Origin of the sequence: Streptomyces sp. NPDC090025, assembly GCF_044748125.1 — a bacterium.
Lineage (GTDB): Bacteria > Actinomycetota > Actinomycetes > Streptomycetales > Streptomycetaceae > Streptomyces.
Genome location: NZ_JBIVFL010000007.1, coordinates 48,321 through 73,340, shown reverse-complemented (window position 1 = coordinate 73,340; position 25,020 = coordinate 48,321). Strand labels below are relative to the sequence as shown.

The following is a 25,020-nucleotide window of genomic DNA, read 5'->3' as shown; positions in this document are numbered from 1 at the left end:
CACCGCTCCCGGCGCAGGACCGTCGCTCAGGACCGCCGCCACGTACCGCCGCCACGTACCGCCGGTCAGGACCAGCGCCCGGTCCGCCCGAGCACCAGCGCCACCGCCGCCGTCCCCGCCGTCGACGTGCGCAGCACGCTCGGCCCGAGCCGGTACGGCTTCGCGCCCGCCGCCGCGAACAGCGCCAGCTCCTCCGGCGACACCCCGCCCTCAGGTCCCACCACCAGCACGACCGAACCGCTCGCCGGGAGTTCGGCAGTCGCGAGCGCGCCGCTCGGGTGCTCCCGGTCCTCGTGCAGCACGGCCGCGAAGTCGGCCTCCGCGAGCAGCGCGGCGACCTGCTTGCCGGACATCAGCTCGGCGACCTCGGGGAACCGGGTGCGCCGGGACTGCTTGCCCGCCTCGCGCGCGGTCGCCCGCCACTTGGCGAGCGCCTTCAGGCCCCGGTCGCCCTTCCACTGGGTGATGCACCGCGACGCCGCCCACGGCACGATCGCGTCGACGCCGGTCTCCGTCATGGTCTCGACGGCGAGTTCGCCGCGGTCGCCCTTGGGCAGCGCCTGGACGACGGTGATCCGGGGCGCGGGTTCGGCGTCCTCGTGGACGGCGGTGACGTCGACGGTCAGCTGGTCCTTGCCCTCGGCGGCGGCGACCACGCACTCGGCCCAGGCGCCCCGCCCGTCGGTGAGCACCAGTTCCTCGCCCGCGCGCAGCCGCTTCACGGAGACGGCGTGGCGGCCCTCGGGTCCGTCGAGGAGGAAGCCGCCGACGGCGGGCACGGCGTCGACGACGAAGACGGGTGCGGTCACGGGACGCTCCTGATGGTGCTGGACGGTTCGTTGGGATCGTGGGGATCACGGGGATCGTGGGGACTGTGAGGACCGTGGGAATCACCGGGGTCGTCGCCGTACGGGGCGGCCGCGGCGAGCTCGGCGGCGAGCAGGTCCACCAGGGCGGCGGCGGGCAGCTCACGGGCCAGCCGGTGTCCCTGACCGGCCCACAGCGACATGCCCTGCGGGTCTCCGGCGGTGGCCGCCGCCTTGCGCAGCGGGGCGGTGAGGTGGTGCACCTCGGGATACCCGGCGGGGGCGTACGGGCCGTGCTCACGCATGAAGCGGTTCACCAGGCCGCGGGCCGGGCGCCCGGAGAACGCCCTGGTCAGCTCTGTGTGCGTGAACAGCGGGTTCGTCATGGCCCGCTTGTGCAGCGGGTGCGCGCCGGATTCGGGGCAGACCAGGAAGGCGGTGCCGAGCTGGGCGGCGTCGGCGCCCGCGGCGAGCACGGCGGCGATCTGGCGGCCCCGCATGATCCCGCCGGTCGCGATGAGCGGCAGCCGGACACCCTCCCGTACCTCGGTGAGCAGGGTCAGCAGGCCGCGGCCCGCACCCGCGTCGAGTCCGACGGCCGGGTCGTCGCGGTGGGTGCCCTGGTGGCCGCCCGCCTCGGTGCCCTGCACGCAGAGCGCACCCGCCCCGGCCCGCTCGGCGGTCCTGGCCTCCTCGACGGAGGTGACGGTGACGACGGTGAACGTACCGACCCGGTGGAAGGCGTCGAGGGCGTCCCGGTCGGGGCAGCCGAAGGTGAAGGAGACGACCGGCACCGGGTCGTCGAGGAGGATCGCCAGCTTGGCGTCGTACGCGTCGTCGCGGCCCTGGTCCGGGTCGCCGAGCGGGGTCTCGTACCAGCCCTCCTCGCCCGCGAGCTGGTGGCGGTACACCTCGACGGCGGCCGGGTCGACGGGCTGGCCGCCGGGCGGCATGAGGAGGTTGACCCCGAAGGGGCGCGCGGTCAGGCCGCGGACCCGCTTGATCTCCTGGTAGAGCCCGCCGGCGGTCTTGTAGCCACCGGCGAGGAAGCCGAGCGCCCCGGCCTCGGCCACGGCTCCGACGAGTTCGGGACAGGAGGCGCCACCCGCCATGGGGGCCTGCACGATCGGAAGACGCGAGAGATCGTTCAGTGCGGTGGACATACGGGCATCGTTTCATGCCTCCCGAACGCCGCCGAATCGGCCGCGGCCCACCGCGGCCCGTCCCCCGCCCGGACCCGGGCACGCACGAGGGGCGGCCCGCGCACTGTGTGCGGGCCGCCCCTCGATGAACGTCAACCGGACTCAGCGCCCTCACGGACGCACCCGGCAGCGCGCCTAACGCCCGTTGAACGCGTCCTTCAACCGCGAGAACAGCCCCTGCTGCCCGGGCTGGAACTGCCCCAGGGGCCGCTCCTCGCCGCGCAGCTTCGCCAGTTCGCGCAGCAGCCGCTCCTGCTCCGGGTCGAGCTTGCCCGGGGTCTGGACCTCGACGTGGACGATCAGGTCGCCACGGCCGTTGCCGCGCAGGTGGGTGACGCCGCGGCCGTGCAGCGGGATCGACTGGCCGGACTGGGTGCCCGGGCGGATGTCGACGTCCTCAGGACCGTCGAGGGTCTGCAGCTGCACCTTGGTGCCGAGGGCCGCCGCCGTCATCGGCAGGGTGACCGTGCAGTGCAGGTCGTCGCCGCGGCGCTGGAAGACCTCGTGCGGGGTCTCGTGGATCTCGACGTACAGGTCACCGGCGGGGCCGCCGCCGGGGCCGACCTCGCCCTCGCCGGCCAGCTGGATCCGGGTGCCGTTGTCGACACCGGCCGGGATCTTGACCGTGAGGGTGCGGCGGGACCGGACCCGGCCGTCGCCCGCGCACTCGGGGCACGGGGTCGGGACGACGGTGCCGAAGCCCTGGCACTGCGGGCACGGCCGCGAGGTCATGACCTGGCCCAGGAAGGACCGGGTGACCTGCGAGACCTCACCGCGGCCGCGGCACATGTCACAGGTCTGCGCCGAGGTGCCGGGCGCGGCGCCCTCGCCGGAGCAGGTGCCGCAGACGACGGCGGTGTCGACCTGGATGTCCTTGGTGGTGCCGAACGCGGCCTCCTCCAGGGTCACCTCCAGGCGGATCATCGCGTCCTGGCCGCGCCGGGTGCGCGAGCGCGGGCCGCGCTGGGACGCCGTACCGAAGAACGCGTCCATGATGTCCGAGAAGTTCCCGAAACCGCCCGCGCCGAAGCCACCGGCCCCGCCGCCTCCGCCGGAGGCGGACAGCGGGTCACCGCCGAGGTCGTAGACCTGCTTCTTCTGCGGGTCCGACAACACCTCGTAGGCGGCGTTGATCTCCTTGAACCGCTCCTGCGTCTTCGGGTCCGGATTCACGTCCGGGTGAAGCTCGCGGGCGAGTCGGCGGAAAGCCTTCTTGATCTCGTCCTGCGACGCGTCGCGGCGTACGCCCAGTACGGCGTAGTAGTCCGTGGCCACTTACGACTCCGCCAGGATCTGTCCGACGTAACGTGCCACTGCGCGTACCGCTCCCATCGTTCCGGGGTAATCCATGCGGGTCGGTCCGACCACGCCGAGTTTGGCGACTGCCTCGCCGCCGGAACCGTAGCCGACCGAGACGACGGACGTGGACGTGAGCCCCTGATGGGGGTTCTCGTGCCCGATCCGCACGGTCATGCCGGGTTCCTTGGCCTCGCCGAGCAGCTTGAGGAGCACGACCTGCTCCTCAAGGGCCTCCAGGACGGGCCTGATCATCAGGGGGAAGTCATGTCCGAAGCGGGTCAGATTGGCGGTGCCGCCGATCATGAGCCGCTCCTCCTGCTCCTCCACCAGGGTTTCGAGCAGGGTCGCGAGCACGGTCGAGACCGTACCGCGGTCCTCGATGTCCTCGAAGGACTCGGGGAGGTCCTGCACCAGCTGCGGGACGTCGGCGAACCGGCGGCCCACGACCCGGCTGTTGAGCCGGGCCCGCAGATCGGCGAGGGAGGTCTCGCCGAACGGCGCGAGGCAATCGACGACCCGCTGCTCGACCCGGCCGGTGTCGGTGATGAGCACCAGCATCAGCCGGGCGGGCGCGAGCGACAGCAGTTCCACGTGCCGGACCGTCGAGCGGGTCAGCGAGGGGTACTGCACGACGGCGACCTGGCGGGTCAGCTGCGCGAGCAGCCGGACCGTGCGGCCGACGACGTCGTCGAGGTCCACGGCCCCGTCGAGGAAGTTGTGGATCGCCCGCCGCTCCGGGGTCGACAGCGGCTTGACGCCCGCCAGCCGGTCCACGAAGAGGCGGTAGCCCTTGTCGGTCGGGATGCGCCCGGCGCTGGTGTGAGGCTGGGCGATGTAGCCCTCCTCCTCCAGGACCGCCATGTCGTTGCGGACGGTCGCGGGCGACACGCCGAGCTTGTGCCGCTCGGTCAGCGCCTTGGAGCCGACCGGCTCCTCGGTGCCGACGTAGTCCTGGACGATGGCGCGCAACACCTCGAGCCTGCGTTCGCTGAGCATCGCGCACCTCCAGCTGTCGTTCCGGTTCCGGTTGCTCCGCTTTTGGCACTCACCCTGTTCGAGTGCCAGCGATCCCCCGGCCAGTGTACGGCGGCGGACATCGCTCCTGGCAAGGAGGCGGTGTCGGGGTCGCGTCGGGGTCGCGTCGGAACGGTTAGCGTCGCGCCATGGATCACGACAGGGATCACGACAGGGAGCACGGCGGGGACCACGGCGGGGACCACGGCCCGGGTCCGGGTGACGGCGACGGCATCGACTGGGCGGCGCACGGCTGGGAACGGCTCGGCCACGGCGTGGGACGGCGCCGGTTGCCGGGCTGGGACGCCACCGTGGGCCTGGTCGTCGGGCGGGACGCGGTGCTCCTGTACGACACGGGCTCGACGCTCGACGAGGGCGCCGAGATCCGGGCCCAGGCGACCGCCCTCACCGGCGGGCGCGAGGTGACGCACATCGCACTGAGCCACCCGCACTTCGACCACGTGCTGGGCACGGCGGCGTTCCCCGGGGCCGAGGTGTTCGGCGCGGTGGGCGTGGACGCGCTGCTGCGCCGGGAGGCCGACGAGCTGCGGCTCGACGCGGTACGGCAGGGGGTCGACGAGCGGGCGGCGGCGCGGGCGGCCGAGGCGCTGGTCGCGCCGCGGCACACGGTCACCGGCGAGTGGACGCTCGACCTGGGCGGCCGGCAGGTGCTGCTGGCCAACGTGGGCCCGGGGCACACCGGTCACGACCTGGTGCTGTGCGTGCCGGACGGGGCGGCCGGGCCCGAGGTGGTGTTCTGCGGCGACCTGGTCGAGGAGTCCGGCGAACCCCAGGCGGGCCCGGACGCCGTCCCCGCCCGCTGGCCCGACGCCGTGGACCGGCTGCTCCGGCTGGGCGGCGAGGACGCGGTGTACGTGCCGGGGCACGGCGCCGTGGTGGACGCCACGTTCGTACGGCGCCAGCGCGGTGAACTGGCACGGCGCTTCGAGGTGTCGTAGCGTCCCCCAAATGCGCAGCTACGACCCGGACCTGACGCCCTCTTGGAAGCGCTCCGCGCCCGTGCCCGAGGTGGCCGCCGACCGCGACCTGGTGGTCGAGGAGGTGGCGACGGGCTTCTGCGGGGCGGTGATCCGCTGCGAGGCGGGCACCGTGACCCTGGAGGACCGGTTCGGCAAGCACCGGGTCTTCCCGCTGGAGCCGCGGGGCTTCCTGCTCGAAGGCCGGGTGGTCACCCTGGTCCGCCCGGCGGCCGCGGCCCCGGCGCGCCCCACCCGTACCGCGTCGGGCTCGGTCGCCGTGCCCGGGGCGCGGGCCCGGGTGGCCCGGGCCGGCCGGATCTACGTCGAGGGGCGGCACGACGCGGAGCTGGTGGAACGCGTGTGGGGCGACGACCTGCGGATCGAGGGCGTCGTCGTCGAATACCTGGCGGGCGTCGACGACCTGCCCGCGATCGTGGCCGAGTTCGCCCCGGCCCCGGACGCCCGGCTCGGCGTCCTGGTGGACCATCTGGTGCCGGGCTCGAAGGAGTCCCGGATCGCGGCCCGGGTCACCTCGCCCGACGTGCTCGTGGTCGGCCACCCGTACATCGACGTCTGGGAGGCCGTGAAGCCCTCCTCGGTCGGCATCCGGGCCTGGCCCGCCGTGCCGCGCGGCCAGGACTGGAAGACGGGCGTGTGCCAGGCGCTGGGCTGGCCCGCGAACACGGGCGCCGCCTGGCAGCACATCCTTTCGAGGGTGACCTCGTACAAGGACCTCGAACCGGCCCTCCTCGGCCGGGTGGAGGAACTGATCGACTTCGTCACGGCGCCGTAGGGCCCGCCCGCCGCCGGGCGGGCCCGGACCGTGTCTAGTCGACCAGGTCCCGCACCACCGCGTCCGCGAGGAGCCGTCCGCGCAGGGTCAGGACGGCCCGCCCCGCCGCGTACGGCTCCGGCTTGAGGAGTCCGTCCGCGAGGGCCCGCTCCGCCGCCGCCAGGCCCGCCGGGCGCAGCAGGTCGAGGGGGCAGCCCTCGCTCAGCCGCAGTTCGAGGAGGACCCGCTCGACCCGGCGGTCCTCGTCGGCCAGGATCTCGCGGCCCGCGCCCGGGGAACGGCCCGCGCCGAGGGCCGCCGCATAGGCGCCGGGGTGCTTCACGTTCCACCAGCGGACGCCGCCGACGTGGCTGTGGGCGCCGGGACCCGCGCCCCACCAGTCGGCGCCGCGCCAGTAGAGCTCGTTGTGGAGGCAGCGTCCGGCGTCCGAGGTGGCCCAGTTGGAGACCTCGTACCAGTCGAACCCGGCCGCCGAGAGCGCTTCCTCGGCCATCAGGTAGCGGTCGGCGTGGACGTCGTCGTCGGTCATGGGTATCTCGCCGCGCCGGATCCGCCGGGCGAGCTGGGTGCCTTCCTCGACGATCAGCGCGTAGGCGCTGACGTGGTCGGGTCCGGCGCCGATCGCCGCGTCGAGGGAGGCCCGCCAGTCGTCGTCGGACTCACCGGGGGTGCCGTAGATGAGGTCGAGGTTGACGTGGTCGAAGCCGGCCGCCCGCGCCTCGGCGACGCACGCCTCGGGCCGTCCGGGGGTGTGGCTGCGGTCGAGGATCCGCAGCACGTGCTGCCGGGCGCTCTGCATGCCGAAGGAGATCCGGTTGAAGCCGCCCTCGCGCAGCTCGGCCAGATAGGCGGGGTCGACGGACTCGGGGTTGGCCTCCGTCGTGATCTCGGCGTCGTCGGCGAGCCCGAACTCGTCGCGGATCGCGGCGAGCATGGCCACCAGGTCGCCCGCGGCGAGCAGCGTGGGGGTGCCGCCGCCGACGAAGACGGTCCGCACGGGGCGCGGGTCGTCGCCGAGGACCTTGCAGGCGAGCCGGATCTCCTCGGTGACCTGGCCCGCGTAGTTGTCCCGGGAGGCGAGCACGCCCCCGGCACCGCGCAGCTCGCTCGCGGTGTAGGTGTTGAAGTCGCAGTAGCCGCAGCGGGTCGCGCAGTACGGCACGTGCAGATAGAACCCGAGGGGGCGCTGTGCGGCGCCCTGGAGGGCGTGGGCGGGCAGCGCCCCGTCCTCGGGCATGGGCTCACCATCGGGCAGTACGGAAGGCATGGAGCCATTGTCCCGTACCGCCCGGCATCGGCGTCTTCCCTGTGGATAACCCGCCCGCCCGGCTCGAACCCGCAGGTCAGGACCGGGCCGCAGGTCAGAGCCGCAGCTCGGGCCCGTGCGGATCGGTCCCCCGTCGTCACGCCTCGCGGGCGCCCGCGTACATCTCGTCGATGAGGTGCTGGTAGGTCCGCTCGACCACCGGGCGCTTCATCTTCAGGCTGGGCGTGAGCTCGCCGTGCTCGACGTCGAGGTCGCGCGGCAGCAGGCGGAACTTCTTGATCGTCTGCCAGCGCTGGAGGCCCTCGTTCAGGCGCCCGACGTACCCCTCGATCAGCTCGGTGACCTGCGGGGACGCGACGACGTCGGCGTACGACCTGCCGCCGAGGCCGTGCTCGGCGGCCCAGCCGAGGATGGCGGGCTCGTCGAGCGCGATGAGCGCGCCGCAGTAGTTGCGGTCGGCGCCGAGCACCACGATGTTCGAGACGAACGGGCAGACCGCCTTGAACTGGCCCTCGATCTCGGTCGGCGCGATGTACTTGCCGCCGGAGGTCTTGAAGAGGTCCTTCTTGCGGTCGGTGATCCGCAGGTAGCCGTCGGCGGACAGCTCGCCGATGTCGCCGGTGTGGAACCAGCCGTCGCTCTCCAGGACCTCGGCGGTCTTCTCCGGCAGGCCGTGGTAGCCCTCCATGATGCCGGGGCTGCGCAGCAGGATCTCGCCGTCGTCGGCGATGCGGACCTCGGTGCCGGGCAGCGGCTTGCCGACGGTTCCGGTGCGGTACGCCTCGCCGGGGTTGACGAAGGAGGCGGCGGAGGACTCGGTCAGGCCGTAGCCCTCCAGGATGTGGATGCCGGCGCCGGCGAAGAAGTAGCCGATCTCGGGGGCGAGGGCGACGGAGCCGGAGACGGCGGCGCGCAGCCGGCCGCCGAACGCCTCGCGGAGCTTCTTGTAGACGAGCGCGTCGGCGACCTTGTGTTTGGCCGTGAGGCCGAAGGGCGCGCCGGCGGTGCCGGTGCGGCGGAAGCTGTCCTGGCTGGCCTTGGCGTACTCGCGGGAGACCTCCGCCGCCCACTGGAAGATCTTGTACTTGGCGCCGCCGCCCTCGCGGGCCTTGGCGGCCACGCCGTTGTAGACCTTCTCGAAGATGCGCGGGACGGCCGCCATGTAGGTGGGCTGGACGACCGGCAGATTGACGATGATCTTGTCGATGCGGCCGTCGACGGCGGTGACGTGGCCGACCTCGATCTGGCCCGAGGTGAGCACCTTGCCGAAGACGTGGGCGAGCGGCAGCCACAGGTACTGGACGTCGTCCCGGGTGATCAGGCCGGTGGCGGCGATCGCCTTGGCCATGTACGACCAGCTGTCGTGGCGCAGCCGTACGCCCTTGGGGCGGCCGGTGGTGCCGGAGGTGTAGATGAGGGTGGCGAGCTGGTCGGCGGTGATGGCGGCGACCCGCTCCTTGACCGCCTCGGGGTGCTTCTCCAGGTAGGCCCGGCCGCGCGCCTCCAGGTCGGCGAGGGTGAGCACCCAGCCGTCCTCGACGGCCGCGGCGCCCTCGGCGGACGTGACGTCCTCGACGCCCGCCGCGTCGATGACGACGACGTGGTGCAGCTTGGGCAGGTCGGCGCGCCGCTCGACGGCCTTGGCCAGCTGCTCGGCGTTCTCGGCGATGAGGACGCGCGAGTCGGAGTCGGAGAGGATGAACGCCGACTCCTCGGCGTTGGTCTGCGGGTAGACGGTGGTGACGGCGGCGCCCGCGCACATCACGCCGAGGTCGGCGAGGATCCACTCGACCCGGGTGGCGGAGGCCAGCGCGACGCGCTCCTCGGGCCGTACGCCGAGGTCGACGAGCCCGGCGGCGATGGCGTGGACGCGTTCGGCGGCCTGGCTCCAGCTGAGCGACTTCCAGTCGTCCGGTCCCTGTCCCGAGGCGGCCGGCACCGGGTAGCGGTACGCCTCCGCGTCGGGCGTCCGCTCCACGCGCTCAAGGAAGAGCGCCGCGACGGACGGCGGCCGGTTCTCGATCAGGGTCTGTGTGTCGCTCACGACATCCTCCGGGCGGCGGCGGTGCGGTCAGGCGGGCTGGCCAAGGGGCCTCGTTGACGGCTCCAGCGTTGGGGATCTGGCCAAGGCGCCTGGCTAAGGGGTCTGGCTAACTGGCGAGTAACCTTCGAGCGGCTTCAGAGTAGAGCGCCGGAGTCCGGCACGTAAGGGCTTGCATATAACGAACGGGTCCGCGTGCCGGTGGCACACGGACCCGTTCGCGAAGGCACGGACCGGTTACTTCTTCTTGGCCGCGGAGTCGTCGCTCGACAGGACGGCGATGAACGCCTCCTGCGGAACCTCGACGGAGCCGACCATCTTCATCCGCTTCTTGCCTTCCTTCTGCTTCTCGAGCAGCTTCCGCTTACGGGAGATGTCACCGCCGTAGCACTTGGCGAGGACGTCCTTGCGGATGGCGCGGATGGTCTCGCGGGCGATGACCCGGGAGCCGATGGCCGCCTGGATGGGCACCTCGAACGCCTGCCGCGGGATGAGCTCGCGCAGCTTGGCGACGAGCCGCACGCCGTAGGCGTAGGCGGCGTCCTTGTGCGTGACCGCGGAGAAGGCGTCGACCTTGTCGCCGTGCAGCAGGATGTCGACCTTGACCAGGCTGGACGCCTGCTCGCCGGTGGGCTCGTAGTCGAGCGACGCGTAGCCGCGGGTCTTGGACTTCAGCTGGTCGAAGAAGTCGAAGACGATCTCCGCGAGGGGCAGCGTGTAGCGGATCTCGACGCGGTCCTCGGAGAGGTAGTCCATGCCGAGCAGCGTGCCGCGCCGGGTCTGGCACAGCTCCATGATCGAGCCGATGAACTCGCTGGGGGCGAGGATCGTGGCCCGGACGACCGGCTCGAAGACCTTGTCGATCTTGCCTTCGGGGAACTCGCTCGGGTTGGTGACCGTGTGCTCGCTGCCGTCCTCCATGACCACGCGGTAGACCACGTTGGGGGCGGTGGCGATGAGGTCGAGCCCGAACTCGCGCTCCAGGCGCTCGCGGATCACGTCGAGGTGCAGCAGGCCGAGGAAGCCGACGCGGAAGCCGAAGCCGAGGGCGGCCGAGGTCTCCGGCTCGTAGACCAGCGCGGCGTCGTTGAGCTGGAGCTTGTCCAGGGCCTCGCGCAGGTCCGGGTACTCCGAGCCGTCCAGCGGGTACAGGCCCGAGAAGACCATCGGCTTCGGGTCCTTGTAGCCGCCGAGGGCCTCGGTGGCGCCGTTGTGCAGGGAGGTGATCGTGTCACCGACCTTGGACTGGCGGACGTCCTTCACGCCGGTGATGAGGTAGCCCACCTCGCCGACGCCGAGGCCGTCGGCCGGCAGCATCTCGGGCGAGTTGGTGCCGATCTCCAGCAGCTCGTGGGTGGCGCCGGTCGACATCATGCGGATGCGCTCGCGCTTGTTGAGCTGGCCGTCGATGACACGGACGTAGGTGACGACACCGCGGTACGAGTCGTAGACCGAGTCGAAGATCATCGCGCGGGCGGGCGCGTCGGCGACGCCGACCGGCGCCGGCACCTCGCGGACCACGCGGTCCAGCAGGGCGTCGACGCCCATGCCGGTCTTCGCGGAGACCTTCAGGACGTCCTCGGGCTGGCAGCCGATGAGGTTGGCCAGCTCCTCGGCGAACTTCTCCGGCTGGGCGGCCGGGAGGTCGATCTTGTTGAGCACCGGGACGATGGTGAGCTCGTTCTCCATGGCCAGGTAGAGGTTGGCCAGGGTCTGCGCCTCGATGCCCTGGGCGGCGTCCACCAGGAGGATGGTGCCCTCGCAGGCCGCGAGCGAGCGCGAGACCTCATAGGTGAAGTCGACGTGCCCGGGGGTGTCGATCATGTTCAGGATGTGCGTCGTGCCCTGCGCGGGGCCCTCGGTGGGCGCCCACGGCAGACGGACCGCCTGGGACTTGATCGTGATGCCGCGCTCACGCTCGATGTCCATCCGGTCGAGGTACTGGGCGCGCATCTGCCGCTGGTCGACCACTCCGGTCAGCTGGAGCATCCGGTCGGCAAGGGTCGACTTGCCGTGGTCGATGTGCGCGATGATGCAGAAGTTGCGGATCAGAGCCGGGTCGGTTCGGCTCGGCTCGGGCACGTTGGTAGGAGTCGCGGGCACGCAGGGTTCTCGTCTCGGGCGATGTTCAGAACGGATACGTAGGCTCCATGGTCCCATGACCGCGGGACGGCGGCCGGTTTGGGCGGGCCGGGGGGCGGCTGATACCGTGGACAGCTGTGTCTTGTGTGCCCTCTCAGCCGTCAAGGCACATCCTGAAGGAACATCGAACCTGTAAAGGCTCTTTTCGTGGCGAACATCAAGTCCCAGATCAAGCGGAACAAGACCAACGAGAAGGCGCGCCTGCGCAACAAGGCCGTCAAGTCGTCGCTCAAGACCGCGATCCGCAAGGCCCGCGAGGCCGTCACCGCCGGTGACCTCGAGAAGGCCACCGTGGCCGCTCGTGCCGCCGCGCGTCAGCTCGACAAGGCTGTCTCGAAGGGTGTCATCCACAAGAACTCGGCCGCCAACAAGAAGTCGGCGCTGGCTCAGAAGGTTGCCTCCCTCCAGGGCTGAGCTCTGAAGTGACTACCGGCCGCCATGGGATCCAGCGGGCCCTCTAACCGCTCCCGGACGGCCACCCCGGCCACGTACGCGAGACGCGTTCGCCACGCGTGTACGGGCCACCCTTGAGCTTGACGTCGCAGGCCCCGTCCCTCTCCTTCCCCAGGAGACGGACGGGGCCTGTGCCGTTGTACGGGCCGGCCCCGGGCTCCGGGTACGGGCCGGGGCGCGGCGGTACGGGCCCGAGCGCGGGTCGCGGAGGCGGGCCGCTGTGATCAGGCGCGGCGCATCCGGGCGGCGCGGGCGATGGTGACGACGGCCTTCTCCAGCGCGTACTCCGGGTCGTCGCCGCCGCCCTTCACGCCCGCGTCGGCCTCGGCGACCGCGCGCAGGGCGACCGAGACGCCGTCGGGGGTCCAGCCGCGCATCTGCTGGCGGACCCGGTCGATCTTCCACGGCGGCATGCCGAGCTCGCGGGCGAGGTCGGCGGGGCGGCCGCCGCGCGCCGAGGACAGCTTGCCGATGGCCCGCACGCCCTGGGCGAGCGCGCTGGTGATCAGGACCGGGGCCACACCGGTCGACAGGGACCAGCGCAGCGCCTCCAGGGCTTCGGCGGCGCGGCCCTCGACGGCCCGGTCGGCGACCGTGAACGAGGACGCCTCGGCGCGGCCCGTGTAGTAGCGGCCGACGACGGCCTCGTCGATGGCGCCGTCGACGTCGGAGGTCAGCTGGGCGACGGCGGAGGCCAGCTCCCGCAGGTCGCTGCCGATGGAGTCGACCAGGGCCTGGCACGCCTCGGGGGTGGCCGAGCGGCCGAGCGTGCGGAACTCCTGACGGACGAAGGTCAGCCGCTCCGCGGGCTTCGTGGTCTTGGGGCAGGCCACCTCGCGGGCGCCGACCTTGCGCGCCGCGTCGAGCAGGCCCTTGCCCTTGGCACCGCCCGCGTGGAGCAGCACCAGGCAGATCTCCTCGGCGGGGGCGTCGAGGTACGCCTTGATCTCCTTGACGGTGTCCGCCGTGAGGTCCTGCGCGTTCCGCACCACCAGGACCTTGCGCTCGGAGAAGAGCGAGGGGCTGGTCAGCTCGGCGAGCGAGCCGGGCTGGAGCTGGTCGGGGGTGAGGTCGCGCACGTCGGTGTCGGCGTCGGCGGCCCGGGCGGCCGTCACCACCTCGCGGACGGCGCGGTCGAGCAACAGGTCCTCCTGGCCCACGGCGAGCGTGACGGGGGCGAGGAGGTCTTCGGAGGAAGTCTTTCTGGTGGCCATCGCCGTCCAGCATCCCACGGGCCACCGACAGTGCCGCCATCGTCGAGAATGTGCGCGTGAGCGATGTGAGACACGTACTGGTGCTGCCCGACCGCGACGCGGCCGAGGAGGTCGCCGAGGAGCTGCCGGGCCGGTTCGGCCTCGGCGAGGAACCGCAGCTGGTCCGGGACGCCCTGGCGGGCGAGGACGACGCGGAGGACGCGCAGTGGCTGGTGGTGGTCGAGGACCCGGACGGCCGGCTCGACCCGGCGGCCCTGGACGAACTGGCCGCCGAGCACGAGGGCTGGCTGGAGGCGCCGTAGGCCGAGGTGTCCCCTGGAGTCGCTAGGGCTCCTGGGGGCCGCCGGTCTTGGGGACGATCTGGACGTCGAGGTCGATGGAGATGCTGGAGCCGACCGCGGCGATGCCGCGGGCGAGGAGCGTCTGCCAGGTCAGGGTGAAGTCCTCGCGGTGCAGTTCGGTGGTGGCCCGGCAGGCGCACCGGGTCTCGCCCTGGAGGCCGCTGCCGAGGCCCAGGTACTGGGTGTCGAGAGTGACGGTGCGGCTGACGCCGTGCAGGGTGAGCGCGCCGCTGACGGCCCAGCGGCTGCCGCCGCGGTGCACGAAGCGGTCCCCGAAGAACTCCACGGTGGGGTAGGCGCCGACGTCGAGGAAGTCGCCGGAGCGCAGGTGGTCGTCGCGCATCCGGACGCCGGTGTCGATGGAGGCGGCGTCGATCACCACGTGCATGGCCGACTGCTCCATCCGCTCGCCGATCCGGACGGCGCCCGCGAAGCTGTTGAACCGGCCGTGGATCCGGGCCAGTCCGATGTGCCGGGCGGTGAACCCGATCTGCGAGTGGGCGGGGTCGATCTCCCAGTCGCCCGCCTCGGGCAGCGGCGGCTGCGCCGCGATCTGCAGCCGTACGTCGCCGAGGCCCAGGTGTCCGCTCTCCTCGACGACCGCGTTGGCGTGGTGCGGGGTGTAGCCCTCGGCGGTGACCGCGAGCCGGTACTCCCCGGCGGGCACGGTCGCCAGCACGCTGCCGTACGGGTCGGTCTCGCCCGCGAGCACCTTGCGTCCGGCCGGGTCGGTGAGCGTGAACTCGGCCTGGCGGACCGGCTCGTCGATCAGGTCGAGCACCCGGCAGGTCAGCACCCCCGCGCTCGCGGGGACCGTGATCCCCGCGAGCGGACCTCCCCGACCGGCCGCCGCACCACGCCTACCGAACAGACCGAACACTTCCCGTACCCCCGGACCCCGACCGCTGCCGTTCCTGTTTCAACGAAGAGGCATTCGATCATCCTTGCGATGTTCGAGGCAAACGGGGTGAGTGTTACCGGAGGTCCGTTTTGGCGCCCTGCTGAACGCCCGGTCAGGTGAGGCTCTCGACCGGGGCGGCGGCGGGCGTCTGTCCGGGCAGCTCGCGGAGCTTCGCCAGCGGGGAGGGCAGCAGCCACAGCACCGAGAACACCGCGCCGCCGGTCGCGATCCAGAGGGTCGGGTGGAGCCCGATGGCCGAGCCGAGCAGCCCTCCGACGAGCGCGCCGAGCGGGCGGAAGCCGTGGTTGAGGGTGCGGTAGGCGCCCATCACCCGGGCCCGGACGGCGTCGGGTATGAGTGCCATCTGGAAGGACCCTGCGGCGATGTCGACCACCATCACGCCCACGCAGGACAGGAATTCGGCGATGAACAGCACGCCGATGACGAGCGGCAGCGGTCCGCCGGCCACGGGAATCAGGACCAGCGGGAGAGTGAAGCCGAGGAAGCCGAGGATGATGGAGCGGCCGATGCCGAGGCTCCGGACCACGGCGCCGCCGACCGCCGCCCCGATCAGCCCGCCGACCGCGCCCGCCGCGAGCACCGCGCCCAGCACGCCCGCGCTCAGGCCGAGTTCGGTCGTCGCGTAGAGCACGAAGAGGGTGTGGAACATGTAGTTGAAGAACTGGACCGTTCCGGAGGACGCGAACAGCGCCCGCATCGACGCGTCGCGCAGCACCCAGCGCAGCCCCTCGACGAAGTGCCCCTTCTCGACCGGCGCGGGGGCGGGTTCAACCGGCTTGATCTTCGCCAGGAACCCCGCCGACACCAGGTAGGTGAGGGCGTCCGCGAGCAACGCGAACGGGGCGGTCAGCACCTGCACCAGGATCCCGCCGATGCCGGGTCCGGCCAGCCAGGCCATCGAACGGCTGCCGTTGACGAGCGAGTTCGCCTGCACATAGCGCTCGGTGGGCACGAGCGCCACGAACAGGGTGGTGTTGCACGCTTCGAACAGCACGGTGAGCGCGCCGACCCCGAACGCCACCGCGTACAGCTGGCCGAGGCTCAGCGCGTCCAGGAGGTAGGCGACCGGGAGGGTGAGCAGCAGCACGGCCCGCCCCAGGTCGGCGGCGATCATCGCCCGGCGGCGCCGGGCCTGCCGGTCGGCCCAGGCCCCGAAGGGCAGGTTGAGCAGCAGCGCGGGCAGCAGTTCGGCGGTCTTCAGCCAGCCCATCTGGGCGGCGTCCGCGCCGAGCACGAGCACGGCGGCGAGCGGCAGCGCCATCAGGGAGATCTGGTCACCGACGAAGGAGACCGTCTGTCCGGTCCAGTAGCGCCGGAAGGTCCGTTCGCGCATCAGCGCGGGTATGCGGGCGGTGATGCGGGTGGTGAACAGCGCCATCGGTCACTCGCCTCCGTCGTCTCTGTCATCGGGAAGATCGCGGTCCACGAAGGCGAACCGCAGGACCGCCACGGGCAGGGTGCCCTCGGGCCGCCGCGCGGGGTCGGTGTCGCGCTCCTCGTAGGGGCGCACCAGCTCCGCGAACCGCTCGCCGAGTTCGGCCAGTTCGGCCGCGGTCAGGTGCAGCAGGGTGTCGCCGAGCTGTTCGGCCTGGCGCCACTCCTTGGGCAGGGTGTGGCGGAGCTCCATGGCCTTGCGGAGCCGCACCATGTGCTGCTCGGCGACGGCCACGTTGAGCGCGTCGGTGGCCTGCGCCACCGCCAGGTCGTCGCTGTCGTCGGCCCACTCGGTGTACCGGGCGGTGGCCTGCCAGGGCTTCTCCCGGCCCTTGCCGCCCGGGGCCTGCTCGACCAGGCCGTACTTGGCGAGTATCCGCAGGTGGTACGAGCAGCTGGCGACGGACTCGCCGGTCAGTTCGGCCGCCCTGGTGGCGGTGAAGGGTCCGTCCCGGCGCAGCAGGCCGACGAGGGCCATCCGGGTGGGATGGGCGTAGGCGCGCAGGGCGCGGGGGTCGGTGAGCCGGACACTGTGCCGTGGCTGCCGCTCTTGCTCCGTCATGATGGAAACATATCTTTAGAAAGACTCCTTTACAACGACTTCTTTAGATGGAGTTCCGGACCGGTCGGCTCCGCGACATCGGCTCCGGAACACCCCGCCAGTGCGCCACAAGCCCCGCCCCCGCGCCGCTCACCGCGATCGCGCCGTCCCGGTCGGTGCTCAGCACCCGCGCCCCACCGGCCCGCAACGCCCCGACCGTCACCGGCGAGGGATGCCCGTACGGGTTGTCCCGGCCCGCCGACACCAGCGCCAGCCTCGGCCGCACCGCCCGTATCAGCCCCGGGTCCTGGTGCGCCGAGCCATGGTGCGCGACCTTCAGCACATCCACCGGCCCAAGCACCGGGTACCTCCGGGCCAGCCCCCGCTGGGCCGGCGGCTCCAGATCCCCGAGCAGCAACAGGCTGACCCCGCCCGCCGCCCGCACGAACAGGACCACGCTCGCGTCGTTCGGCCCAGCCACCGAGGCACCCCGCACCCCGCCAGGCCCTGACCCCGGCCCCGGCCCCGGCCCCTGCCCCGGCCACAGCACCGTCCACGCCAGCGGACCGATCCCCCGCCGCTCTCCCACCACCGCCCGCACCACCGGCACGCCCGCCGCCCGGGCCGTCCGCCGCACGAACGCGGCCTGCTCCGGCGGCTCTTCGAGCCCCGTCGTCTGGATCGCGCCCACCGCCCGGCCGCGCAGCACCCCGGGCAGACCCGCCACATGGTCGGCGTGGAAGTGGGTCAGCACCAGGAGCGGGATCCGGCGCACCCCGAGCTCCCGCAGGCACCGGTCGACCGGCGCCGGATCGGGCCCGGCGTCCACCACGACGGCCGTGTCGCCACCGGCCGCGAGCACCGTCGCGTCCCCCTGGCCGACCTGGCACATCGCGAACACCCAGCCGGGCGGCGGCCACCCGGTCACCAGCCGGACCAGCGGCGGCGGCCGCACCACCGCCAGGAGCAGCAGCGCCGCGCACCCCGCGCCGATCCACCGCCGCCGGGGCAGCCGCCGCACGGCGAGCAGCACGAGTCCGGTGAGCAGCGCGAGCAGCAGCCCGCCCCACCAGCCGTCCGGCCAGGCCAGCTCCGCCCCGGGCAGTTCGGCCCCCGTGCGGGCCACCTGCGCGATCCACCCGGCGGGCACCCCGGCCGCCCGGGCCACCAGCTCCGCCGCCCACGGCCACCAGGCGGCGAGCGCCAGGGTGAGGAAGCCCAGCACCGTCGCCGGGGCCACCGCGGGCTCGGCGAGCAGATTGGCGGGCACCGCCACCAGGCTCACCCGGGCCGCGAAGACGACCACCACGGGTGCGCACACCGCCTGCGCCGCCAGGGTCGCGGCCAACGCCTCCGCGAGCCGCCCCGGCACCCCGCGCCGCCGCAGCCGCTCGCTCCACCCCGGGGCCACCGTCAGCAGCGCCCCGGTCGCCAGGACCGAGAGCGTGAAGCCGTAACTCCGCGCCAGCCAGGGGTCGTAGAGCACCAGGAGCAGCACCACCGCGGCGAGCGCCGGGATCAGCGACCGGCGCCGCCCGGTCGCGACGGCGAGCAGCGTGACCAGACCGCAGGCCGCCGCCCGCAGCACACTCGGATCGGGCCGGCACACCACCACGAACGCGAGCGTCAGCCCGCCCCCGGCGAACGCCGTGGCCCGCAGCGGGATCCCGAGGCGCGGCGCGAGCCCGCCCCGCTCGGCCAGCTGCGCGGTGCCGGGGCGGCCGATCAGCAACAACAGGACCAGGGTGAGGTTGGAACCGCTGACGGCGAGCAGATGGGTCAGATCCGTCGCCTCGAACGCCTCCTCCAGCTCGGGCCCGATCCGTGCCGTGTCCCCGACCACAAGGCCCGGCAGCAGGGCCCTGGCGTCCGGCGCCAAGTCCTCGGTGGCCCGCCGCAGCCCGGCCCGCAGCGCCCCCGCCGTGCGCTGGAGCCCGCTCGGCGGCCCGATGACCAGGGGCGGCCCGGTCCCGTCCGCGCGTAGCGCCGCCGCGTAGGGATCACCGGACCTGGCCGGGACCGCGAGCCTGCCCGACACCCGCAGCCGGGTCGACGGCAGCAGCCGCAGCCACGCCGCGCGCCCCTCCCCCGCCGTCACCAGGACCAGCACCGGCGCTCTCGTCCGGTCGGCCGGACCCCCTGGCCGCTCCAGCCGGGACACCTCCGCCGGTACGACCACGGTCATCGGCGCGGCCCAGCTTCCCCGCACCTTCGGCGCGGTGAGCCGGGGATCGCCGGTGAGCGTCAGCTCCGCCGTCACCCGCCCGTCCACCCGGGCCAGTTCGGGCACCGGGCCCCTGCGCAGGTCCGCCGTCTGCAACCCGGCGGACGCCGCTCCGGCCGCCGCGCAGAGCAGCACCCCGGCGCAGGCCGTCGCGCTCAGTCCGCGCCGCGCCGCCGGGAGCAGGAGCAGCGCCGCCCCGGCCACACAGAGCAGCACTCCGACGCCCGTCCACCATCCGGTGGCGCCGACGGCGAGCGCCGCGCCTCCCCAGGCGGCGAGGGCCGGAGGCACCAGCCGCAGGTCCGCCGGGGCTTCGGCCCTCTGGGCGAGCGGCCCGGCGGTCCGGTCCGTGTGGCCGAGGTCCCCGCTCATGGCCGCACCAGCCGTTCGAGGTCGGCGAACCGGCGCTCGCCGATCCCGTTGACGTCCCGCAGCTCGGCGACCGACCGGAAGCCGCCGTGCTCGATCCGGTGTTCCACGATGTGCCGGGCGAGCACCGGCCCGACGCCCGGCAGCCCGTCCAACTGCTCGGCCGTCGCCGTGCTCAGACTCAACGGCGCGGCCTGGCCCGGCGGTCCGCCACCGGCCGGTCCCGCACCGCCGAACGCACCGGCCGCGCCGACCGGGGCCGGCAGCCCCACGACGACCTGCTCACCGTCCAGCAGCACCCGGGCCCGGTTGAGCCCGGTCAGGTCCGCGCCCGGCCGGGCGCCGCCCGCCGCCCGCAACGCGTCGGTGACCCGGGACCCGGCGGGCAGCGTGAACACCCCCGGGCTGCGGACCTTCCCGCCGATGTCCACCACCACGACGGCGCCCGCCGGTCCGGCGGCGGCTGTCGGCGTCGGCCGTGCATCCGCCTCCGCCGGAGCGGGTCCGGGCAGCGGCCGGGCCGCCGCGACCACTTCGGGCGCGCTGATCCGCTCGGGCCGCCCGGCCCAGAAGTAGGCCCCGGCACCACCGGCGGCGACCACCAGGACCACGGTGAGCGCGGCCAGCGAGCGCCGCTCAAGCCCGTACCGTGACTGCACCCACAACGGCAGCCGCTCCTTCAGCGCGAGCCGCCACATCTCCCGGTGCGCCGACGGCGGTTCGGGCCCGGCCCGCCCCCGCTCCCGTTCCATCTCCTGTTCCGGCTCCGGCTCGGGCTCGGGCAAGAGCGGAGGGGCAGCCGCAGGCCCGAGCACAGGCCCGGGCTCGGGCTCGGGCGCCCGAGGCGGGAACAGTGCCTCGCCCCGGCGCCGTACCGCCGAGGCAGGGGCCGGGCCACCGGCCCGCCGACGGATCCGGGCACCCCGGGCCCCCGACCGGCTCCGCCCGTCCGAACCGGGCGGACGCCCCGGACCGCTGCGGGCACCCGGACCGGCACCAGCACCACTACGACGTGTTGTGACATGAGTGCGAAGAGTCATGATCCGACGGTAGGGCGCTCGCGGACCGCCCGGCCGGAGCCCTCGGACTTCTGTGGACAACCGCCCCGTTGGGGAAAACTCCGTCACTCACACGAGGGAAGCCGCCGCCCCTCCCGCCACCTCAGCGCGGCGAGACCACCACCGCGAGCAGCCCCGGTCCCGTGTGCGCCCCGATGACCGCGCCGACCTCGGTGACCTGGAGGTCCTCGACGCCCGGCAGCCGGTCACGCAGCCGCTCGGCGAGCACGGCGGCCCGCTCGGGTGCGGCGAGGTGGTGGACCGCGACGTCGACGGGCCCGGCCCCGGCGCGTTCGACGGCGATCTCCTCGAGCCGTGCGATCGCCTTGGACGCGGTGCGCACCTTCTCGCGCAGCTCGATCCGCCCGCCGTCGAGTTCGAGCAGCGGCTTCACCGCGAGCGCCGAGCCGAGGAGTGCCTGGGCGGCGCCGATCCGCCCGCCGCGGCGCAGATAGTCGAGGGTGTCGACGTAGAAGAAGGCGGAGGTGCTCGCGGCCCGTTTCTCGGCGGCTGCGACGGCCTCGTCGAGCGAGCCGCCCGCCTCGACGACCTCCGCCGCCGCGAGGGCGCAGAAGCCGAGGGCCATCCCGACCATGCGGGTGTCGACGACACGTACCGGCACCGGGGCGCCCTTGGCGGCGAGCACGGCCGCGTCGTAGGTGCCGGAGAACTCGCCGGACAGATGGAGCGAGACGATGCCGTCCGCGCCCGCGTCGGCCAACGCGCGGTAGGTCTCGGCGAAGACCTCGGGCGCGGGCCGGGAGGTGGTCACCGAGCGGCGTCTTTGCAGGGCCTCCGCGAGGGAGCGGGCCGAGATCTCGGTCCCTTCCTCAAGTGCCTGGTCGCCGATGACGACCGTGAGCGGAACGGCGGTGATGGCGTGCCGCTCCATCGTCTGGGGTGGCAGGTAGGCCGTGGAATCGGTGACGATCGCGACATGCCGGGACATGAGCGGGAGGTTACCCGTCAGGCCCCCCGCGCGGCAGCCCGGGCCCCCACCAGCGCTTCCGGCGCCGCCCGCCGGGGGCGGCGGGCCGTACCGGAACCGCTCCGGTGCGGGCTCAGGTGGTGGTCTCCGGGCGGGCCGACTTCTCCCACGGGTAGGACGTGGCGCGCGGATCCGGAGCGTTGATCGCCTGCGGCCGGCCCTGCCCGTACGCCGGCGCCCGCTCCGCGCCCGGTGCGGGAGCTCCGGCCGCGGGCCACCCCTGCCCCGGGCTCGCGGCACCAGTGGCGCCGGCGGCGCCGGCCGTGGTGTCCGTCTCGGTCCAGTGGCGCAGGGCGCCCGCCTCGACGTCGATCTGGGCGCTGAGCGCGGACAGGTCGTCCTCGGCGAACTTGCGGGCCCGGTCGCGGGCGGCGAAGCGCAGCGCGTCGGCGGACTCGGTGACCTGGCCGACGCGGCGGCGCAGCTCGGGCAGCTGGGCGGCGACATGGGCCTTGTCGGGCTCGCGCTCCAGGCGCTTGAGGTCGTCGTCGAGCTCGTGCCCGTGGGCGCTGAGGCGCCGGAAGAGCTCCAGGGACTCCTGGAGGGAGGCGTCCTCGGCGACGGCGGCCTGCAGGGCGTCCTGGGTGGCGCGCATCGAGGTGCGCAGCGAAAGCCGCAGCTGGGCCAGCTCGGCGGTGATTCCGCCGGGGCCGAAGCTCTTGGCCCGCAGGGTGGTGTCCTCGACCGTGCGGCGGGCCTGGTCGATGGTGCGGTCGACGCCGCGCTTGGCCGCCTTGGCGACCTTCACGGTGACGTAGACCCCGAGTGCGACGAAGGCGACGAACAGCAGCGCCATGATCGTGATCGCGGCTTCCATGTGCCTCGCCCTCCGGCCTCGGTTGTGGTTCTCCCACGGTAAACGGAAGGGGCAGGCCGGTGGTTCCATCGGAACCCCCAACCTGCCCCGAGCCGCCCCCTAGGGGACGGCCCTTTGAGCGGTGGTCCGTCAGCCCGCGACGATGTTGACCAGCTTCGGCGCGCGGACGATCACCTTGCGGATCTCCGCGCCGCCCAGCGCCGCCACCACGGCCGGGTCGGCCAGGGCCAGCGTCTCCAGCTCGGCGTCGGTGATCGACGGGGCGACCTCCAGGCGGGCCTTGACCTTGCCCTTGATCTGCACGACGCAGGTCACGGTCTCGTCCACCACGTAGGCCGGGTCGGCGACCGGGAAGTCCTGGTGGACGACCGATCCGGGGTGGCCCAGGCGGCGCCACAGCTCCTCGGCGATGTGCGGGGCCAGCGGGGCGACCAGCAGCACCAGCTGCTCGGCGACCGGCCGGGACACCGCTCCACCGGTCTTGGTCAGGTGGTTGTTCAGCTCGGTGATCTTCGCGATGGCGGTGTTGAAACGCATCGCGGCCATGTCCTGGCCGACCCCGTCGATGGCCTTGTGCAGGGCCCGCAGGGTGTCGTCGTCGGCCGGCTCGTCGACGACGGTGACCTCGCCGGTGGCCTCGTCGACGATGTTGCGCCACAGGCGCTGCAGCAGCCGGTACTGGCCGACGACGGCTCGGGTGTCCCACGGGCGCGAGACGTCCAGCGGGCCCATCGCCATCTCGTACAGGCGCAGCGTGTCGGCGCCGTACTCGGTGCAGATCTCGTCCGGGGTGACGGCGTTCTTCAGGGACTTGCCCATCTTGCCCAGGACGCGGCTGACCTGCTCGCCCTGGTGGAAGTAGGCGCCGTCGCGCTCCTCGACCTCGGTGGCCGGGACGGCGATGCCCCGGGCGTCGCGGTAGACGAACGCCTGGATCATGCCCTGGTTGTACAGCTTGTGGAACGGCTCGGCCGAGGACACGTGGCCCAGGTCGAACAGGACCTTCGACCAGAAGCGGGCGTACAGCAGGTGCAGCACGGCGTGCTCGGCGCCGCCGACGTACAGGTCGACACCGCCGGTGGGCATGCCCTCGCGCGGGCCCATCCAGTACTGCTCGATGGCCGGGTCGACCAGCTTCTGGTCGTTGTGCGGGTCCAGGTAGCGCAGCTCGTACCAGCAGGAACCGGCCCAGTTGGGCATGGTGTTGGTCTCGCGGCGGTACGCGCGGGGGCCGTCGCCCAGGTCCAGGGTGACGTTGACCCAGTCCTCGTTGCGGGACAGCGGGGTCTCCGGCTGGGTGTCCGCGTCGTCCGGGTCGAAGGTGCGCGGCGAGTAGTCCTCGACCTCCGGCAGCTCCAGGGGCAGCATCGACTCGGGCAGCGGGTGCGCGACGCCGTCCTCGTCGTAGACGATCGGGAAGGGCTCGCCCCAGTAGCGCTGGCGGCTGAACAGCCAGTCGCGCAGCCGGAAGTTGACGGTGCCCTCGCCGATGCCGCGGTCGGCCAGCCAGGCGGTGATCTTCGCCTTGGCCTCGACGACGCCCAGGCCGTCCAGGGAGACGGCGATCTCGTCGTTGGCGGAGTTGACCAGCTTGGCCTCGTAGGAGGCGAAGGCGTCGTCCCACTCGGCCGGGTCGGTGCCGCGGCCGTCGTTCGGCTCGACGACGCAGCGCATCGGCAGCTCGAAGGCGCGCGCGAAGGCGAAGTCGCGGGTGTCGTGCGCCGGGACGGCCATGATGGCGCCGGTGCCGTAGCCCATCAGGACGTAGTCGGCGATGAAGACCGGGACCCGCTCGCCGCTGACCGGGTTGGTCGCGTACGCGCCGGTGAAGACGCCGGTCTTGTCCTTGGCCTCGGCCTGGCGCTCGACGTCGGACTTGGCGGCGGCCTGCTTGCGGTAGGCGTCGACGGCCTCGGCGGGGGTGGCGTGGCCGCCGGTCCACACGTCGTGGGTGCCCTCGGGCCAGGCGGCCGGGACGATCTTCTCGACCAGCTCGTGCTCGGGGGCCAGGACCATGTAGGTGGCGCCGAACAGGGTGTCCTGGCGGGTGGTGAAGACGGTGATGGCACCGGAGTCGCCGACCTGGAAGTCGACGCGGGCGCCCTCGGAGCGGCCGATCCAGTTGCGCTGCTGCAGCTTGATCGCCTCGGGCCAGTCCAGGCCGTCCAGGTCGTCCAGCAGGCGGTCCGCGTAGGCGGTGATGCGCATGTTCCACTGGCGCAGCTTGGCCTTGAAGACGGGGAAGTTGCCGCGCTCGGAGCGTCCGTCGGCGGTGACCTCCTCGTTGGCCAGCACGGTGCCCAGGCCGGGGCACCAGTTGACGGGGGCGTCGGAGGCGTACGCCAGGCGGTACTCGCCCAGGACGTCGGCGCGCTCGACGGCGCTCAGCTCGCTCCAGGCGCGGCCGCCGGGGACCTCACGGGTGCCGTTCTCGAAGCGCTCGACCAGCTCGGCGATCGGGCGTGCCCGGTCGGCCTCCGGGTCGTACCAGGAGTTGAAGATCTGCAGGAAGATCCACTGCGTCCACTTGTAGTACTCCGGGTCGATCGTGGCGAACGACCGGCGCTTGTCGTGGCCCAGGCCCAGCCGGCGCAGCTGGACCTTCATGTTCTCCATGTTGGCCTCGGTGGACACGCGCGGGTGCGTGCCGGTCTGCACGGCGTACTGCTCGGCCGGCAGGCCGAAGGCGTCGAAGCCCAGGGTGTGCAGGACGTTGTGGCCCGTCATGCGCGCGTGGCGGGCGAAAACGTCGGTGGCGATGTAGCCCAGGGGGTGGCCGACGTGCAGGCCCGCACCGGACGGGTACGGGAACATGTCCATGATGAACTTCTTGGGGCGGGCCGCGACGGCCGCGTCCCCGGCCAGGTCGCCGCTGGGGTTCGGGGCCTCGTAGGTCCCCTCGGCGTCCCAGGCGTCCTGCCAGCGTGCCTCGATGTCGGCGGCCAGGGTCGCCGTGTAGCGATGCGGGGCCGCCGTCTCGGCAGCCGTGTTGATCTCGGTCATGATCCTTGAAGCTCCATCGATCGTCTCTGCCCACTGCCAGCACTGTCACGAAACGAAAAATCCCCTCGCACAGGAGGGGACGCCGCGCCGATGCCGACCGGATCTTTCATCC

The 25,020-nt window shown here is 73.0% G+C and carries 20 protein-coding genes; 4 read left to right on the top strand and 16 right to left on the bottom strand.

Annotated features, from left to right (window positions below; all coding sequences use genetic code 11):
* Positions 1 to 65: 65 nt before the first annotated feature.
* The 4 genes from ACIPXM_RS18215 to hrcA all read right to left on the bottom strand — a co-directional run bounded on the left by ACIPXM_RS18215 (position 66) and on the right by hrcA (position 4,303).
* Positions 66 to 809 (bottom strand): 16S rRNA (uracil(1498)-N(3))-methyltransferase, encoded by a 744-nt coding sequence (locus ACIPXM_RS18215; protein WP_401656349.1) that lies wholly within the window; start codon positions 807 to 809, stop codon positions 66 to 68.
* Positions 806 to 1,969: a nitronate monooxygenase gene (locus tag ACIPXM_RS18210; protein ID WP_401656346.1), complete on the bottom strand. Its 1,164-nt coding sequence runs from the start codon at positions 1,967 to 1,969 to the stop codon at positions 806 to 808. Before ACIPXM_RS18210 ends, ACIPXM_RS18215 begins: the two co-directional genes overlap by 4 nt.
* Positions 1,970 to 2,143: 174 nt before the next feature.
* On the bottom strand, positions 2,144 to 3,283 hold the full coding sequence (gene dnaJ / locus ACIPXM_RS18205; protein ID WP_401656344.1) for a molecular chaperone DnaJ: 1,140 nt from the start codon (positions 3,281 to 3,283) through the stop codon (positions 2,144 to 2,146).
* Positions 3,284 to 4,303, bottom strand: a complete 1,020-nt coding sequence (gene hrcA, locus ACIPXM_RS18200) for a heat-inducible transcriptional repressor HrcA (RefSeq protein WP_401656342.1) — start codon at positions 4,301 to 4,303, stop codon at positions 3,284 to 3,286. It abuts the gene before it with no gap.
* 167 nt (positions 4,304 to 4,470) lie between these two features.
* Here hrcA and ACIPXM_RS18195 point away from each other — a divergent pair, with 167 nt between their 5' ends.
* Both ACIPXM_RS18195 and ACIPXM_RS18190 read left to right on the top strand, forming a co-directional pair.
* The gene (locus ACIPXM_RS18195) at positions 4,471 to 5,280 is read left to right on the top strand and encodes an MBL fold metallo-hydrolase (protein ID WP_401656340.1); all 810 of its coding nucleotides are present in this window, start codon (positions 4,471 to 4,473) and stop codon (positions 5,278 to 5,280) included.
* A 10-nt stretch (positions 5,281 to 5,290) separates the two neighbouring features.
* Positions 5,291 to 6,094 carry a DUF3097 domain-containing protein gene (locus tag ACIPXM_RS18190; protein WP_401656338.1) on the top strand — a complete coding sequence of 268 codons (804 nt, stop codon included), beginning with the start codon at positions 5,291 to 5,293 and terminating at the stop codon, positions 6,092 to 6,094.
* A 34-nt stretch (positions 6,095 to 6,128) separates the two neighbouring features.
* Here ACIPXM_RS18190 and hemW read toward each other — a convergent pair whose 3' ends face one another.
* The 3 genes from hemW to lepA all read right to left on the bottom strand — a co-directional run bounded on the left by hemW (position 6,129) and on the right by lepA (position 11,505).
* Positions 6,129 to 7,361, bottom strand: coding sequence for a radical SAM family heme chaperone HemW (gene hemW / locus ACIPXM_RS18185; protein WP_401656336.1), 1,233 nt, complete (start codon positions 7,359 to 7,361; stop codon positions 6,129 to 6,131).
* 136 nt (positions 7,362 to 7,497) lie between these two features.
* Complete coding sequence (locus tag ACIPXM_RS18180) at positions 7,498 to 9,405, bottom strand: AMP-dependent synthetase/ligase (protein ID WP_401656334.1); 1,908 nt, start codon at positions 9,403 to 9,405, stop codon at positions 7,498 to 7,500.
* A 234-nt stretch (positions 9,406 to 9,639) separates the two neighbouring features.
* The gene (lepA, locus tag ACIPXM_RS18175; RefSeq protein ID WP_401656332.1) at positions 9,640 to 11,505 is read right to left on the bottom strand and encodes a translation elongation factor 4; all 1,866 of its coding nucleotides are present in this window, start codon (positions 11,503 to 11,505) and stop codon (positions 9,640 to 9,642) included.
* Positions 11,506 to 11,691: 186 nt separating this feature from the next.
* Between lepA and rpsT the strand changes: the two genes are divergently transcribed.
* The gene (gene rpsT, locus ACIPXM_RS18170; RefSeq protein WP_401656330.1) at positions 11,692 to 11,958 is read left to right on the top strand and encodes a 30S ribosomal protein S20; all 267 of its coding nucleotides are present in this window, start codon (positions 11,692 to 11,694) and stop codon (positions 11,956 to 11,958) included.
* A gap of 263 nt (positions 11,959 to 12,221) precedes the next feature.
* Here rpsT and holA read toward each other — a convergent pair whose 3' ends face one another.
* Positions 12,222 to 13,211, bottom strand: coding sequence for a DNA polymerase III subunit delta (gene holA / locus ACIPXM_RS18165; RefSeq protein WP_401656328.1), 990 nt, complete (start codon positions 13,209 to 13,211; stop codon positions 12,222 to 12,224).
* 56 nt (positions 13,212 to 13,267) lie between these two features.
* Between holA and ACIPXM_RS18160 the strand changes: the two genes are divergently transcribed.
* Entirely contained in the window at positions 13,268 to 13,513 is a 246-nt protein-coding gene (locus ACIPXM_RS18160) for a hypothetical protein (protein WP_401656326.1), read from the top strand.
* A gap of 22 nt (positions 13,514 to 13,535) precedes the next feature.
* Here the strand turns inward: ACIPXM_RS18160 and ACIPXM_RS18155 are convergent, their stop codons facing one another.
* The 8 genes from ACIPXM_RS18155 to leuS form a co-directional block, all read right to left on the bottom strand.
* Positions 13,536 to 14,432, bottom strand: a complete 897-nt coding sequence (locus tag ACIPXM_RS18155) for a YceI family protein (protein WP_401656322.1) — start codon at positions 14,430 to 14,432, stop codon at positions 13,536 to 13,538.
* A 133-nt stretch (positions 14,433 to 14,565) separates the two neighbouring features.
* The gene (locus ACIPXM_RS18150; protein WP_401656320.1) at positions 14,566 to 15,852 is read right to left on the bottom strand and encodes an MFS transporter; all 1,287 of its coding nucleotides are present in this window, start codon (positions 15,850 to 15,852) and stop codon (positions 14,566 to 14,568) included.
* Positions 15,853 to 15,855: 3 nt separating this feature from the next.
* On the bottom strand, positions 15,856 to 16,470 hold the full coding sequence (locus ACIPXM_RS18145; RefSeq protein ID WP_401656318.1) for a helix-turn-helix domain-containing protein: 615 nt from the start codon (positions 16,468 to 16,470) through the stop codon (positions 15,856 to 15,858).
* A 43-nt stretch (positions 16,471 to 16,513) separates the two neighbouring features.
* Entirely contained in the window at positions 16,514 to 19,045 is a 2,532-nt protein-coding gene (locus ACIPXM_RS18140) for a ComEC/Rec2 family competence protein (RefSeq protein ID WP_401656316.1), read from the bottom strand.
* Entirely contained in the window at positions 19,042 to 19,827 is a 786-nt protein-coding gene (locus ACIPXM_RS18135) for a helix-hairpin-helix domain-containing protein (protein ID WP_401656314.1), read from the bottom strand. Before ACIPXM_RS18135 ends, ACIPXM_RS18140 begins: the two co-directional genes overlap by 4 nt.
* A 376-nt stretch (positions 19,828 to 20,203) precedes the next feature.
* Complete coding sequence (locus tag ACIPXM_RS18130; protein ID WP_401656312.1) at positions 20,204 to 21,049, bottom strand: DegV family protein; 846 nt, start codon at positions 21,047 to 21,049, stop codon at positions 20,204 to 20,206.
* Positions 21,050 to 21,161: 112 nt separating this feature from the next.
* Positions 21,162 to 21,905, bottom strand: coding sequence for a hypothetical protein (locus ACIPXM_RS18125; RefSeq protein ID WP_401656310.1), 744 nt, complete (start codon positions 21,903 to 21,905; stop codon positions 21,162 to 21,164).
* A gap of 129 nt (positions 21,906 to 22,034) precedes the next feature.
* Complete coding sequence (leuS, locus tag ACIPXM_RS18120; protein WP_401656308.1) at positions 22,035 to 24,908, bottom strand: leucine--tRNA ligase; 2,874 nt, start codon at positions 24,906 to 24,908, stop codon at positions 22,035 to 22,037.
* Between the last annotated feature and the right edge of the window lie 112 nt (positions 24,909 to 25,020).